The sequence below is a fragment of the Pseudomonas sp. LB1P83 genome, assembly GCF_054897885.1.
Genome location: NZ_CM142709.1, coordinates 4,065,853 through 4,082,409, shown reverse-complemented (window position 1 = coordinate 4,082,409; position 16,557 = coordinate 4,065,853). Strand labels below are relative to the sequence as shown.

The 16,557-nt window shown below is 62.9% G+C and carries 2 protein-coding genes; both read left to right on the top strand.

The genetic code is table 11. The features are described from left to right. Positions 1–78: 78 nt before the first annotated feature. Positions 79–771 carry a thioesterase II family protein gene (locus tag ACYZTY_RS18690; protein WP_461959353.1) on the top strand — a complete coding sequence of 231 codons (693 nt, stop codon included), beginning with the start codon at positions 79–81 and terminating at the stop codon, positions 769–771. A 252-nt stretch (positions 772–1,023) separates the two neighbouring features. Further along, positions 1,024–16,548, top strand: a complete 15,525-nt coding sequence (locus tag ACYZTY_RS18685) for a non-ribosomal peptide synthetase (RefSeq protein ID WP_461954958.1) — start codon at positions 1,024–1,026, stop codon at positions 16,546–16,548. Positions 16,549–16,557: the final 9 nt, after the last annotated feature.

Sequence of the window (16,557 nt, the reverse complement as noted above, 5' to 3'; positions counted from 1 at the left end):
CTTGATAGACAACTTTTCGAGGTAAGCCCGGTGACCCAGCTGACATTGCTGTGCCTACCCTATTCAGGCGCGAGCGCCATGGTCTACAGCCGCTGGCGGCGCAAATTGCCGGAGTGGCTGAAGTTGCAACCGGTTGAGCTGCCAGGGCGCGGCGCACGGTTTGGCGAAGCACTGCAGACCGATATGCGCGCGTTGGCCCGTCAATTGGCGGCTGAGTTGCAAACGTCCTTGCGTGCGCCTTACGCAGTGTTCGGCCATAGCCTGGGTGCGTTGCTGGCGTGTGAACTGGCCCACGCATTGCGCGCGCTGGGCTGCCCGGAACCGGTGGCGCTGTTCGCCTCGGGCACCGCCGCGCCGACGATGCGCAGTGAGTACGACCGAGGTTTTGGCGAGCCCAAGAGCGACGCAGAACTGATCGATCAGTTGCGCACGCTCAACGGCACCAGTGAAGAGATTCTGGCCAACGAAGAGTTGATGAGCCTGACGTTGCCGGTCCTGCGTGCCGACTTTTTGCTGTGCGGACGTTTTGAGCCATTGCCGCGTCCATTGCTCAAATGTCCCGTGCACGTGCTCGGTGGCACCACCGACCGAGCCACCACCGAACAGTTGATCGGCTGGAGCAAGGAAACCCACGGCAGCTTTTCCGTGGACATGCTGGCCGGCGGACACTTCTTTATCCATGAGCACGAGGCCAAGGTGCTGCGGGTGATCAAGGATCAGCTCGACGTGCACCATCGTCGACATGCCATGGCCGCCAGCGCCAGCGCCTGACCCAATTCCAAACATCACTCAATCCCCTGTGGGAGCGAGCCTGCTCGCGATTGCGGCGGCACATTCAATATGGATGTGACTGACAGACTGCTTTCGCGAGCAGGCTCGCACAGGGATCTGTGACCCCTTCAGTTCCCTCGCCTCGCCCTCCTTCCTGACACTTGTTCTCATTCGCTAATTTTTCCGGTCTGAATTCGTTTCATAGGGACGACGTGCCTTTGTGCTTCCCGCCACTGATCCGGATGCTTAGAAATGAATGCTGAAGACTCCTTGAAACTTGCTCGCCGGTTTATCGGGCTGCCCCTGGAAAAGCGGCAGATGTTCCTTGCGGCCTTGCAAAAGGAAGGCGTTGATTTCGCCCGGTTCCCCATTCCTGCCGGTATAGAGGCCGAGGATCGCCAGGCGCTGTCGTACGCCCAGCAACGTATGTGGTTTCTCTGGCAACTGGATCCGCAAAGCGGCGCCTACAACCTGCCCGGCGCGGTGCGCCTGACCGGGCGTTTGAACCTGTCGGCGCTGGAGCAAGCCTTCGCCAGCCTGGTGGCGCGTCACGAAACCCTGCGCACGCTGTTCCAGCGCCAGGCCGACGACACCTTGCTGCAAGTGCCGGCCAGCGCGCCGTTGGTTGTCGATCATGTGGATTTCAGCGCGTTACCAGGCTCGGAGCGCGAAGTGGCAGTCGCCCACGCAGCCGAGCAGCAATCCGTGCTGCCATTTGATCTGTCGGTCGGCCCGCTGCTGCGTGTCACCCTGCTCAAGCTCGCCGACGAAGAGCATGTCTTGCTGCTGACCTTGCACCACATCGTTTCCGACGGCTGGTCGATGAACGTGCTGATCGACGAATTCATCCGCTGCTACGACGCCTTTGAGGCGGGCACGCAACCGCAGCTCGCGGCGTTGCCGATCCAGTACAGCGACTACGCCTTGTGGCAGCGCCGCTGGCTGGAGGCGGGCGAACAGGCGCGTCAACTCGCTTACTGGCAGGCACAACTGGGCGACGAACACCCAGTGCTGGAACTGCCGCTGGACCATTCGCGGCCAGCCATGCCGAGCTATCGCGGCACCCGCTATGAATTCGCGGTCGACAGCCATCTGGCCGAGCAACTGCGCAGCACCGCACAGAAACACAACATCACGCTGTTTATGCTCTTGCTCGGCGCATTCAACGTGCTGCTGCATCGCTACACCGGGCAGACCGATATCCGCGTCGGCGTGCCGATCGCCAACCGCAACCGCGCCGAGATCGAAGGCCTGATCGGTTTCTTCGTCAACACCCAGGTGCTGCGCACTCAACTCGACGGTCAGACCCGTGTCGAGGAGTTGCTCCAGGCGATCAAGGAAACCGCCCTCGGCGCCCAGGCTCATCAGGACTTGCCGTTCGAGCGCCTGGTCGAAGCGCTGAAACTGGAACGCAGCCTCAGCCACACGCCGCTGTTCCAGGTGATGTATAACCACCAGCCGCAGGTTGCGGACATGTCTTCGATCAGCACCGACTCGGGCCTGGAGCTGGGCAGCATTGACTGGAAAAGCCGTACCACCCAGTTCGATCTGACCCTGGATACCTGGGAGAAGGGCGGCAAGCTGCACGCTGCGCTGACCTATGCGGACGACCTTTTCGACGCCGCCACCATCGAGCGGATGGCGCGCCACTGGAGCAATCTGCTGACGGCGCTGGTTGCTGATCAGCGCCAGCGGATCGGTGAAATGCCGCTGCTGGAGGCGGGTGAACAGCAGGTGCTGGTGCATGACTGGAACCGCACTCAGGCTGCTTATCCGACCGATGTCTGCATTCACGCGTTGATCGAAGCTCAGGTCCAGCGAACCCCGGATGCGCCTGCCCTGATGTTCGGTGCACGGACGTTGACCTATGGACAGCTCGATGCCCGCGCCAATCAGCTGGCTCATCGGCTTCGGGAGCAGGGCGTGGGGCCGGATGGGCTGGTGGGCATTTGCGTTGAGCGTTCGCTGGAGATGGTGATCGGCTTGCTGGCCATTCTGAAAGCCGGTGGCGCCTACGTTCCTCTGGATCCGGAGTACCCGCAAGAACGTCTGGCGTACATGATCGAAGACAGCGGCATTGCCCTGTTGCTCACTCAATCTTCACTGTTGTCAGCCTTGCCGACCGTTGCGATCGATGTCATTACCCTCGATCAGGACGCTGGCTGGCTGGATGCCTACAGCGAGCAGCGTCCCGAGGTGGCGTTGGTTCCTTTGAGCCTCGCGTATGTGATTTACACCTCCGGTTCCACCGGTAAACCCAAGGGTGCCGGCAACAGTCATGCGGCGCTGGTCAACCGTTTGTGCTGGATGCAGGAAGCCTATGGGTTGGATTCCAGTGACGCGGTGCTGCAAAAAACCCCGTTCAGTTTCGACGTGTCGGTGTGGGAGTTTTTCTGGCCGCTGATGACCGGCGCCCGGCTGGTGGTGGCAGCGCCCGGGGCGCATCGAGAACCGGCGCGCCTGATCGAGACCATCGGCGAGTACGGCATCAGCACGCTGCACTTCGTGCCGTCGATGTTGCAGGCGTTTATCCACGAGCCGGGTGTCGAGGCCTGTGTAGGTCTCAAACGGATTGTTTGCAGTGGTGAAGCCTTGCCGCTCGACGCCCAGCAACAGGTCTTCGCCAAGCTGCCCCAGGCTGGGTTGTTCAACCTGTATGGCCCGACCGAAGCGGCCATCGACGTCACCCACTGGACCTGTGTCGATGAAGGTGCCGACAGCGTGCCGATCGGGCGACCGATTGCCAACCTGCGCACCCATGTACTCGACGCCGAACTCTTGCCGGTACCCAGCGGCGTGGCCGGTGAGTTGTACCTCGGCGGTGCCGGGCTTGCGCGCAGTTACCACCGACGCCCGGGCCTGACCGCCGAGCGTTTTGTGCCGTGCCCGTTCCATGACGGTGCGCGTTTGTATCGCACGGGTGACCGGGTACGCCAACGCGCCGACGGAGTGATCGAATACCTCGGCCGTCTCGATCATCAAGTCAAATTGCGTGGCCTGCGGATCGAACTGGGGGAAATCGAAACCCGGTTGATGCAGCATCCGCTGGTGCGTGAAGCGGTGGTGCTGGTGCAGGGCGGTAAACACCTGGTGGCGTATCTGGTACTTGAGCGTGCCGAGCCCGCCGAACCATGGCAGCAAGACGTCAAGGCCTGGTTGCTGGGCAGCCTACCGGAATACATGGTCCCGACCTACCTGATGACGCTGGCGAAATTGCCGGTCACCGCCAACGGCAAGCTTGACCGCAAAGCCTTGCCGCAGCCGGATGCGGCGCCGCAACAAGCCTTCGTCGAACCTCAAGACGTCATGCAGAAGACGCTCGCCGCCATTTGGCAGGAGGTGTTGGGCCTTGCGCGTGTCGGCCTCGAAGACAACTTTTTCGAACTCGGCGGCGACTCGATCATTTCCATTCAAGTGGTCAGCCGGGCTCGGCAGGCCGGCATCCGCCTGAGCCCACGGGACTTGTTCCAGTACCAGAGCGTGCGCAGTCTGGCGCTGGTGGCCACACTCGACAGCCACAGCGCTGTGGATCAGGGGCCGGTCAGTGGTGAAGCACGGCTGTTGCCGGTGCAGGCGCTGTTTTTCGAACAACCGGTGGTCGCGCGTGAACACTGGAACCAATCACTGCTGTTGACGCCCCGTGAGCCGCTGAACGCGGCTTGGCTCGACGCGGCGTTGACCCACGTATTGAATCACCATGATGCCCTGCGCCTGCGGTTCAGCCACAGCGCCGATGGCTGGCAACAGGTGCACGGACCGCTGGTCGAGCGTGCAGAGCTGTGGCAGCGCGCCGCCACGTCTACCGAGCAGTTGACCGCCGCCTGTGACGAAGCGCAGCGCAGCCTGAACCTGGAAAACGGGCCGCTGCTGCGTGCATTGCTGGTCAGCATGGCCGATGGCAGCCAGCGCTTGTCGCTGATCATTCATCACTTGGTCGTAGACGGTGTCTCCTGGCGCGTGTTGCTTGAAGACCTGCAGCAGGCCTACGAACAACTGGCCAGTGCCGGCCGCGTGTCGTTGCCGGCCAAAACCAGTGCTTATCAGGCCTGGACAGAACGGCTGGCCGAGCAGGCGCAGCGGTTCGATGGGCAACTGGCGTACTGGAAGCACCAGCAAAGCCGCGCAGCAGAGCTGCCGTGCGATCGCCCTGACGGCGGTTTGCAGAATGTACATGGGCAGAAAATCGAATGGCGCCTCGGTGCCGAGCTGACGCGGCAACTGTTGCAACAGGCGCCAATGGCCTATCGGACTCAGGTCAACGACCTGTTGCTGACGGCGTTGGCGCGCACCATCAGCCGCTGGACCGGCCAGCCGGACACGTTGATCCAGCTGGAAGGCCATGGCCGCGAAGACCTGTTCGACGATGTCGATCTGACCCGTACCGTGGGCTGGTTCACCAGTCTGTTCCCGGTCAATCTGACCAGCACCGACGACCTCGATGGCTCGATCAAGACGGTCAAGGAGCAGCTGCGTGCCGTCCCTGACAAAGGCCTGGGTTATGGCGTGCTGCGCTACCTGGCGGATCCGGCGGTCGGCGCGCAGCTGGCGGCCCTGACGCAACCGCGCATCACGTTCAACTACCTGGGGCAGTTCGACCGACAGTTCGACGAGAAGGCCTTGCTGGTGCCCGCGACCGAACCGGGCGGTACGGCTCAAGACGAGCAGGCGCCGCTGGCCAACTGGCTGACCGTCGAAGGTCAGGTGTATGGCGGTGAACTGGCCCTGAGCTGGGGCTTCAGCCACGAGATGTTTGATGCCGCCACGGTCCAGCGCCTGGCGGATGATTACGCCGTTCAGTTGCAAGGCTTGATTGAACACTGCTGTGCCTTGAAAGCGCCGCAGGCCACCCCGTCCGACTTCCCGTTGGCGCGCATCACCCAGGCACAACTGGATGCCTTGCCGATGGCGGCCTCGACCATCGAGGATGTGTACCCGCTGTCTCCGATGCAGCAGGGCATGCTGTTCCATACCCTCTATGAGCCGGAAGTCGGCGCCTATATCAGCCAGTTGCGCCTGGACATCCAGGGCCTGGATCCGCAGCGATTCGCCAAGGCCTGGCAAGCGGCCCTTGATCGTCACGATATTTTGCGCGGTAGCTTCCACTGGCAGGGCCTCGATACCGCGCACCAGGTGATTGCCCGTCAGGTGACGTTGCCCCTTGAGGTGCTTGAAACGGCCGATCCGGATACGTTGGCCGATACCGAGCGTGCCCTCGGTTTCGCGCTGGATACGGCGCCGCTGTTGCGCTTGAAACTGGTGCGTACCGGCACCGATGCCTGGCACCTGATTTATACCAGCCACCACATCTTGATGGACGGCTGGAGCAACGCGCAGTTGCTGGGCGAAGTGATTGAGCATTATGCCGCCGGGCAGGCGTTGCCGGCGCCATTGGGGCAGTACCGCGATTACCTTGGCTGGTTGCAACAGCAATCGGCCGCTGCTGGCGAGCAATTCTGGAAAGCTGCATTGGCACCGCTGCAAGCGCCAACGCTGTTGGCCGAAGCCTTGCGCCCACCGGTGGGCGGGCAGGGCAGTGAAGCCCATCGCGTTGCCCTGGACCCGCAGGCAACCCTGCGTCTGTCCGAGTTCGCGAGGCAACAGAAAGTCACGCTCAACACCCTGCTGCAAGCGGCCTGGAGCCTGTTGCTGCAGCGTTACACCGGTCAGGACTGCGTGGCTTTTGGCGCCACGGTTGCCGGCCGTTCGGCGCCGCTGCCGGGAATCGAGCAACAGCTGGGCCTGTTCATCAACACCCTGCCGCTGGTGTGTGCGATGAGCCCGGATCAGACCGTCAGCCAGTGGTTGAGCGAGCTGCAAGGGCTGAACCTGGCCCTGCGCGAGTTCGAGCATGTGCCGTTGTACGATATTCAGGGCTGGGCAGGGCAACAGGGCTCGGCGCTGTTCGACAGCCTGCTGGTGTTCGAAAACTTCCCGGTGGCTGAAGCGCTGAAACAAGGTGCTCCGGCCGGTCTGTCGTTCGCTGACCTGCACAACCACGAACGCACGCACTATCCCCTGACGCTAGGCATCGAACTGGGTGAAGGTTTGAGCCTGGAGTTCAGCTACGACGCGGCGCGCTTCAGTGCTGCGCAAGTCATTGAGCTGAGCGCCAACCTGCAGCACCTGCTCACCCAGTTGAGCACTCAGCCAAACGCCCGACTGGGCGCGCTGCAGCTGCTGGACGACGCGGGCGCCCAGGCCATGCTGACGCTCTGCCAGCCGCCAGCGGTGTGCTTGCATGACGATGCGCTGGTGCACCAGCGCATTGCCGCTCAAGCGCAAGCGACTCCGGATGCGCTGGCCGTGCAGGCAGGAGAACTGACCCTGAGCTACGGCCAGTTGAACGCTCAGGCCAACCGTCTGGCACACCGTCTGCTCGCCAGCGGCGTCGGCCCCGGCCAGCGTGTCGGCCTGGCAATGCGTCGCGGCCCGCAGCTGATTGTCAGCCTGCTCGCTGTCCTCAAAAGCGGCGCGGCCTATGTACCACTGGACCCGAAATACCCGGCCCAGCGACTGGCCTACATGATCGAAGACAGCCGCCTGGACCTGTTGTTGTGCGAATCCGGTCTGCTGAGCGACGTGCCACTGCCCTCACACATCACTCGCCTGAGCCTGGGTGAGCAGGCCGACGAATTGGCCGGCTACCCCGAGACTGATCCGTTGAACCGTGCGGTGGCCGAGGACCTGGCCTATGTGATCTACACCTCGGGTTCGACCGGGCTACCCAAGGGAGTTGCCATCGCCCACGGTGCCTTGCGCGAGTTCTGCCAGAGCGCTGCCGAGTATTCGGTGCTTGACGCCAGCGACCGCGTGCTGCAGTTCGCGACGTTCAGCTTCGACGGCTTTGTCGAGCAGTGCTACCCGCCGTTGTGTGTGGGCGCAGCGCTGGTCATGCGCGGTGACGATCTGTGGGATGCCACGCAACTGGCCGACGAAATTGTCCGCCGGGGTGTGACGCTCGCCGACCTGCCGGCCGCTTACTGGTATCTGCTGGCGCGTGAGTGTGCCAGTGGTGTCATCAAAACCCTTGGCGATTTGCGCCAGGTACACGTCGGTGGCGAAGCCATGTCGGTGGAAGGGCTGCGCCTTTGGCACGAGGCCGGCCTGAACCCTGTGCGTTTGCTCAACACCTACGGGCCAACCGAAGCAACGGTCGTGTCCAGCGTGCATGAGTGCCGCCTGACGGATGCCAGCGACAGTTTCGGTGTCCCGATCGGTCAGGCGATTCCCGGTCGCGCGTTGTACGTGCTCGACAGTGCCGGGCAATTGTTGCCTGCCGGTGGCGTCGGCGAGTTGTGCATCGGTGCACCGGCCAGCCTCGCCCAGAGTTACTTCGACCGCCCGGCACTCACCGCCGAACGCTTCCTTCCCGATCCATTTGCCCGTGAACCGGGCGCACGGCTGTACCGCAGCGGTGACCTGGCGCGCTACAACAGCGCCGGTGATCTGGAATATGCCGGGCGCATCGACCACCAGGTGAAAATTCGCGGTTTGCGCATCGAAACAGGCGAAATCGAGGCCTGCCTGCAAGCCCGCGATCACGTCCGCGCCGCCGCCGTCATCGCCCAGGACGGTCCGACCGGTGCTCAACTGGTGGCGTACGTGGTGTCGAATGATGTCGGGTTGCCTGACGCCGAAGCGTCCGTGCAAGCGCAATGGATCGATCAACTCAAATCGGCGTTGCGCCAGGCATTGCCCGAATACATGGTGCCGGCACACCTGGTGTTGCTGGCCGCGTTGCCGCTCAACAACAACGGCAAACTCGACCGCAATGCGTTGCCCAAGGTTGACCTCGCTCAGGGGCCGCACACCTGTGTGGCGCCGCAAAGCGAGCTTGAAATTCAGCTTGGAAGAATCTGGGAAGCGGTGTTGCAGACCCCCTCGATTGGCCTGACCGACCACTTCTTCGAACGTGGCGGACACTCCTTGCTGGCAACCCAGGTGATTTCCCGGGTGCGTCACGAACTGACCCTTGATGTGCCGATGCGTACCCTGTTCGAACATCCGACGTTAGGGGACTTTGCGGCGTGCTGCGCGACGTTCCAGCACAGCGTTACGCTGCCGATGATTGCGCTTGAGCGCGGCCAGCCCATGCCGTTGTCCTATGCCCAGGAGCGCCAGTGGTTCCTTTGGCAACTGGAGCCGGACAGCGCCGCCTACCACGTGCCGAGCGCCTTGCGCCTGCACGGTCCGCTGGACGTCAGCGCGCTGCAACGCAGTGTCGACCGGTTGGTGGCGCGCCACGAACCGCTGCGCACCACGTTCCGCCAGGATGACGAGCACACCGTTCAGATCATTCACCCGCAGGGCTCAGTGGACATCCACCAGCAAACCCTTGAAGCCGACGAAGACACAATCCCGGGCTGGGTGCAGATGCAGATCCGTCAGCCATTCGATCTGACGAGCGGGCCGCTGTTGCGAATCAATCTGCTGCAGGTGGCGGCGGATGATCATGTCTTGGTAATCACTCAGCACCACATCGTTTCCGATGGCTGGTCGATGCAGGTCATGGTGCAGGAACTGGTTGAACTGTACGCCAGCGAACACGCTGGCCAGCCGCACCCCCTGACGCCATTGACCCTGCAATACGCCGATTTTGCCCAGTGGCAACGACAGTGGATGGACGCGGGCGAGCGCGAGCGACAACTGGCGTACTGGGTCGCGCGGCTGGGTGGTGAGCAGCCGGTACTGGAGTTGCCACTGGATCACACGCGGCCAGCGGTGCAAAGCTATCGCGGCGCACGCCTGGACCTGGCACTGGACTCGAACCTGAGCACGCAACTGCATGACGTTGCACGGCGCGAAGGCGTGACCTTGTTCATGCTGTTGCTGGCCTCGTTCCAGATCCTGTTGCACCGTTACAGCGGTCAAAACGATGTCCGCGTCGGCGTGCCGATCGCCAACCGCAACCGCGCCGAAACCGAGGGTTTGATCGGCTTCTTCGTCAATACACAAGTGATGCGTGGGCAGATCGACGGCGAGCTGAGTGTGCGCGATTTGCTGGAGCAAACCCGACAAGCCGCGCTGGGTGCGCAATCCCATCAAGACCTGCCGTTCGAGCAACTGGTAGACGCCTTGGCGCCGGAGCGTAGCCTGAGCCGCAGCCCGTTGTTCCAGGTGTTGTTCAACCACCAGAGCGCCGAGGCACCGAGGGCCGGCCTGGATAATCTGCGGATCGAAAGCCTGGCGTGGGACAGTGCCACGGCGCAGTTCGACCTGACCCTGGACTCGACCGAAACCGAGGCCGGTTTGAGAGTCTCGCTGACCTACGCTACCGACGTGTTCGAAGCATCCACGATTGCGCGCATGGCCAGCCATTGGCAGTCCTTGCTGGCCGGTATCGTGGCCGAGCCAGGCCAGCGGATCAGCGATTTGTCGATGCTGGCGCCGGCCGAGCGCCAAGTCATCCTGCACGACTGGAACGCCACGGCCACCGATTACCCGCTGACCTCAAGCGTGCAACAGTTGATTGAAGCCCAGGTGCTGCAAACACCTGACGCTCCAGCGCTGATTTTTGGCGAGCAAACCCTGAGCTACGCGCAACTCAATGCCCGCGCCAACCAATTGGCCCACAAGCTGATCGGTTTGGGTGTCGGTGCCGAAAGTCTGGTGGGCGTTGCGGCCGAGCGTTCGCTGGAAATGGTCATCGGCCTGCTGGCGGTGCTCAAGGCCGGCGGTGCCTACGTGCCGTTGGACCCGGAATACCCACAGGATCGCTTGCGCTACATGATCGAAGACAGCGGCGTGCAATGGCTGCTGACCCAGGGCCATTTGCGCGATGCACTGGCGCTGTCCGCCAGCGTGCAGACGCTGCTGCTGGATGAACCGTTGGGCGGTTATGCCGATAGCAACCCGAACGTGGCGGTCGATGGCGAAAACCTCGCGTACGTGATCTACACCTCGGGCTCCACCGGCCAGCCGAAAGGTGCGGGCAACCGCCATTCGGCGCTGACCAACCGCCTGTGCTGGATGCAGCAAGCCTACGCTCTGGGCGCTGGCGACAGCGTGCTGCAAAAAACTCCGTTCAGTTTCGACGTCTCGGTGTGGGAGTTCTTCTGGCCGTTGATGACTGGCGCACGACTGGTCGTCGCGGCGCCGGGGGATCATCGCGATCCGGCGAAACTGGTGGCGTTGATCAACCGTGAGCAGATCAGCACGCTGCACTTTGTGCCGTCGATGTTGCAGGCCTTTGTGCAGGATATCGACGTCACGAGCTGCACCAGCCTCAAACGCATCGTTTGCAGCGGCGAAGCCCTGCCGGCGGATGCGCAGCAGCAGGTGTTCGCCAAGTTGCCGAACGCCGCGCTGTACAACTTGTACGGCCCGACCGAAGCGGCCATCGACGTCACCCACTGGACTTGCGTGGAAGAGGGTCGCGACAGCGTGCCGATCGGCCAACCGATTGCCAACCTCGGTTGCTACATCCTCGACGACAACCTGGAGCCGGTGCCAAGCGGTGTGCTGGGCGAGTTGTACCTGGCCGGTGAAGGTCTGGCGCGGGGTTACCACCAGCGTCCGGCGCTGACCGCCGAGCGGTTCGCGGTCAGCCCGTTTGGTGACGGCGAGCGGATCTACCGCACCGGCGACCTGGCCCGTTACCGCGCCGATGGCGTGATCGAATACGCCGGGCGGATCGACCATCAGGTCAAGCTGCGCGGCTTGCGCATCGAGTTGGGTGAAATCGAAGCGCGGCTGCTGGAGCACGCCACTGTGCGCGAAGCCGCAGTGTCAGTGGTCGATGGCAAGCAACTGGTGGCCTACGTGGTGCTGGCCGACGACAGCGCCGAATGGCGCCCGGATCTGGTCGCGCACTTGCAGCGTGGACTGCCGGACTACATGGTGCCCAATCACTGGCTGAGCCTGGCGCAGATGCCGCTGAGCCCCAACGGCAAACTGGATCGCAAAGCCTTGCCCACACCTGATCTCGGCACCGGCAAGGCCGACTATGTTGCGCCGCGCAGCGAACTGGAACAGCGCATCGCCGCGGTCTGGGCCGATGTGTTGAAGCTTGAGCGGGTCGGGTTGACGGATAACTTCTTCGAACTGGGCGGCGATTCGATCATCTCGATTCAGGTGGTTGGGCGTGCGCGCCAGGCCGGGATCCAGTTCACCCCTAAAGATCTGTTCCAGCACCAGAACGTCCAGGCGCTAGCCACGGTTGCCCGCCAGGGTGTCAGCGGGTCGGTTGTCGCTCAGGGACCGGTCAGCGGCGCAACGCCATTGCTGCCGTTCCAGCAGTTGTTCTTCGGCAGCGAGATTGCCGAACGTCATCACTGGAATCAGTCGGTGCTGCTCAAGCCGGCCGAAGCCTTGAACGCACAGCCTCTGGAACAGGCCCTGCAAAGCCTGGTCGCGCATCACGATGCGTTGCGCCTGTCGTTCAATCAGACCCGCGAAGGCTGGACGGCCACCCATCGCCCGCTCGATAGCGCACACACGCTGCTGTGGCAAGGTGCTGTGACCGACGATGCACACCTGCACGAGGCCTGCCTGCAAGCCCAGCGTAGTTTCAATCTGGCCGATGGCCCGCTGGTGCGCGGCCTGTTGCTGGACCTGGCCGATGGTTCCCAGCGCTTGCTGCTGGCGGTGCATCACTTGGTGGTGGACGGCGTGTCATGGCGGATTTTGCTGGAGGATCTGCAAAGTGCCTATCAGCAGCTCTGCAACGCACAGGTGGCGAAGCTGCCGGCCAAAACCAACGCGTTCAAGCACTGGGCCGAACGCTTGCAGCAGCATGCGCCAAACCTTGAAGGCGAACTGGACCTGTGGCGCGGGCAATTGCAAGGTGCGCCGACTGACCTGCCGTGCGACAACCCGCACGGCAGCGTGCAGAACCGCCATGCCCTGACGGTGCAGACGCGCCTTGGCCAGGACCTGACCCGGCAACTGCTGCAACAGGCTCCGGCGGCGTACCGCACGCAGGTCAACGACCTGTTGATGACGGCGCTGGCGCGGGTGATCTGTCGCTGGACCGGCCACGACTCGACGCTGATCCAGCTTGAGGGTCACGGTCGCGAAGACCTGTTCGACGACATCGACGTAACCCGCACAGTCGGTTGGTTCACCAGTGTGTTCCCGGTGCGCCTCACACCGGCCGCAAGCCTCGATGCCTCGATCAAGCAGATCAAGGAACAGCTGCGAGCGATCCCCGACAAAGGGCTCGGCTTCGGCGTATTGCGTTACATGGGCGATGAGGCCACGCGCCGTGTGCTCGGCGAGTTGCCGTCACCGCGCATCACCTTCAACTACCTGGGGCAGTTCGACAGTCAGTTCGATGACGCTGCGCTGTTCGTGCCGGCCAGCGAAAGTGCCGGCGAAGAACAGAGCCCGCTGGCGCCGCTGGGCAACTGGCTGGAGCTCAATGGCCGCGTGTATGGCGGTGAGCTGAGCCTGGGCTGGACCTTCAGCCGTGAAATGTTCAATGAAGCCACCGTGCAGCGCCTGGCCGATGAGTACGCCGTGGAACTGAGGGCGCTGATCGAGCATTGCAGCCAGAGTCGTCATGCCGGTATCACGCCGTCCGACGTTCCTTTGGCAGCACTGACCCAGGCGCAACTCGATGCCTTGCCGAATGCCGGAGCGGATGTCGAAGACATCTATCCGCTGTCGCCGATGCAGCAGGGCATGTTGTTCCACAGCCTTTACGAGCAAGGGTCGGGCGACTACATCAATCAGATGCGTGTCAGCGTCCAGGGCCTGGACGCCGAGCGTCTGCGCCAGGCCTGGCAGGCCGCGCTGGATAATCATTCGATCCTGCGCACCCGTTTCGTCTGGACCACCGAGCAGGAGCAGCCGTTGCAGATCGTGCAGCGTCGGGCTGACCTGCCGTTCGCCTTGCATGACTGGCGTGATCGCATCGACCTGTTGCCTGCGCTGGACGCTCTGGCAGGAGAACAACTGCGTGAAGGGTTTGATCTGCTCCAGGCGCCACTGTTGCGCCTGGTGCTGGTGCGTACTGGCAATGACAGCCACGAGATGATCTACACCAGTCATCATATTTTGATGGATGGCTGGAGCAACTCGCAGTTGCTCGGCGAGGTGTTGCAGCGTTATGCCGGGCAGGCGCCGGCCGCCACGGTGGGACGTTACGCGGATTACATCGGCTGGTTGCAGCGCCAGGACGCACAGGCCAGCGAGCAGTTCTGGAAAGGGCAGTTGGCGACGCTCGATGAACCCACACGCCTGGCCCAGGGCCGGATCGATAGCGCCCAGGCGCAGCCGGCCAGCGGTCATGACGAACTCACGCGCCTGATGGATCGCGAGCAGACGCAACGCCTGAGCGAGTTTGCCCGTCAGCAGAAAGTCACCCTCAACACCCTGGTGCAAGCGGCGTGGCTGCTGTTGCTGCAACGCTATACCGGACAGGCTACGGTCGCGTTCGGCGCCACGGTCGCCGGGCGTCCGGCCGACTTGCCAGGCGTCGAACATCAGGTCGGGTTGTTCATCAACACCTTGCCGGTGATCGCCAGCCCAAGTGCCGAGCAAACGATCGGTGCCTGGTTGCAGCAGGTGCAGGCGCAGAACCTGGCCTTGCGCGAGTTCGAATACACGCCGTTGGCGGACATTCAGCGCTGGTCGGGTCAGCGGGGTGACGGCTTGTTCGACAGCCTGCTGGTGTTCGAGAACTACCCGGTGGCCGAGGCGCTGGCGCAAGGTGCGCCGCAAGGGTTGACGTTTGGCCCGGTGCTGAGCCAGGAGCAAACCAACTTCCCGCTGACGGTGTTGGTGGACCTGGGCGAAACCTTGTCCGTGCAGTACGCCTTTGGCCTCAAACACTTCAGCCGTGGGGTCATCGAAGACCTGGCCCGCCACCTTCAGCAACTGCTGGAACAAATGGCCGAACTCGGCAGCCAGCGCTTGCTGGGTGACGTGCGCTTGCTTGACGAGCATGAGCGCCAAACCCTGCTGCAGGACTGGAACAACACGGCCACCGATTACCCGCTGACCTCAAGCGTGCAACAGTTGATTGAAGCCCAGGTGCTGCAAACACCTGACGCTCCAGCGCTGATTTTTGGCGAGCAAACCCTGAGCTACGCGCAACTCAATGCCCGCGCCAACCAATTGGCCCACAAGCTGATCGGTTTGGGTGTCGGTGCCGAAAGTCTGGTGGGCGTTGCGGCCGAGCGTTCGCTGGAAATGGTCATCGGCCTGCTGGCGGTGCTCAAGGCCGGCGGTGCCTACGTGCCGTTGGACCCGGAATACCCACAGGATCGCTTGCGCTACATGATCGAAGACAGCGGCGTGCAATGGCTGCTGACCCAGGGCCATTTGCGCGATGCACTGGCGCTGTCCGCCAGCGTGCAGACGCTGCTGCTGGATGAACCGTTGGGCGGTTATGCCGATAGCAATCCGAACGTGGCGGTCGATGGCGAAAACCTCGCCTACGTGATCTACACCTCGGGCTCCACCGGCCAGCCGAAAGGCGCGGGCAACCGCCATTCGGCGCTGACCAACCGCCTGTGCTGGATGCAGCAAGCCTACGCTCTGGGCGCTGGCGACAGCGTGCTGCAAAAAACCCCGTTCAGTTTCGACGTCTCGGTGTGGGAGTTCTTCTGGCCGTTGATGACTGGCGCACGACTGGTCGTCGCGGCGCCGGGGGATCATCGCGATCCGGCGAAACTGGTGGCGTTGATCAACCGTGAGCAGATCAGCACGCTGCACTTTGTGCCGTCGATGTTGCAGGCCTTTGTGCAGGATATCGACGTCGCGAGCTGCACCAGCCTCAAACGCATCGTTTGCAGCGGCGAAGCCCTGCCGGCGGATGCGCAGCAGCAGGTGTTCGCCAAGTTGCCAAACGCCGCTCTGTACAACCTGTACGGCCCGACCGAGGCGGCCATCGACGTCACCCACTGGACCTGCGTAGAAGAGGGCCGCGACAGCGTGCCGATCGGCCAACCGATCGCCAACCTCGGCTGCTACATCCTCGACGACAACCTGGAGCCGGTGCCAAGCGGTGTGTTGGGTGAGTTGTACCTGGCCGGTGAAGGTCTGGCGCGGGGTTACCACCAGCGTCCGGCGCTGACCGCCGAGCGGTTCGCGGTCAGCCCGTTTGGTGACGGCGAGCGGATCTACCGCACCGGCGACCTGGCCCGTTACCGCGCCGATGGCGTGATCGAATACGCCGGGCGGATCGACCATCAGGTCAAGCTGCGCGGCTTGCGCATCGAGTTGGGTGAAATCGAAGCGCGGCTACTGGAGCACGACAGCGTGCGCGAAGCGGTGGTGGTGGCCGTGGACAATGCCGTGCTGGTCGCCTATGTGGTGCCGGTGGAAGAGGCACCGCAGCCGCAGCAGTTGGCGACTGAACTCAAGGTCCACATCGGCCAGAGCCTGCCCGATTACATGGTGCCGACCCATCTGCTGCTATTGCCGCAGATGCCGCTGAGCCCCAACGGCAAGCTGGATCGCAAGGCTTTGCCAAAGCCCGATGCCAGCCTGTTGCAACAGGCCTACGTGGCGCCGGTCTCGGCATTCGAAGTGCAAGTCGCCGGTATCTGGGCCGAGGTGCTCAAACTGGAGCGCGTGGGCCTGCGCGACAACTTCTTCGAACTGGGTGGGCACTCGTTGCTGGCTACGCAAGTGGTACTGCGTGTGCGTGAGCAGGCGGGGTTCGACATACCGGTCCGCGAGATGTTCACCCGTACCGATCTGGGCGATTTCTGCCAGGCCGTTCAAGCCCTGCAACCCGATTTGCAGCCCGTTCATGATGTTTTGGCTAAATCCTTGGAGGCCCTCAATCGTTTATCAGCAGATGAACTTGAAAAACTGATTTCCTAACGAGGACCA

Coding starts and splice junctions, on each gene's coding strand:
- ACYZTY_RS18690 (WP_461959353.1), top strand. CDS start 79: ATGGTCTACAGCCGCTGGCGGCGCAAATTGCCGGAGTGGCTGAAGTTG.
- ACYZTY_RS18685 (WP_461954958.1), top strand. CDS start 1,024: ATGAATGCTGAAGACTCCTTGAAACTTGCTCGCCGGTTTATCGGGCTG.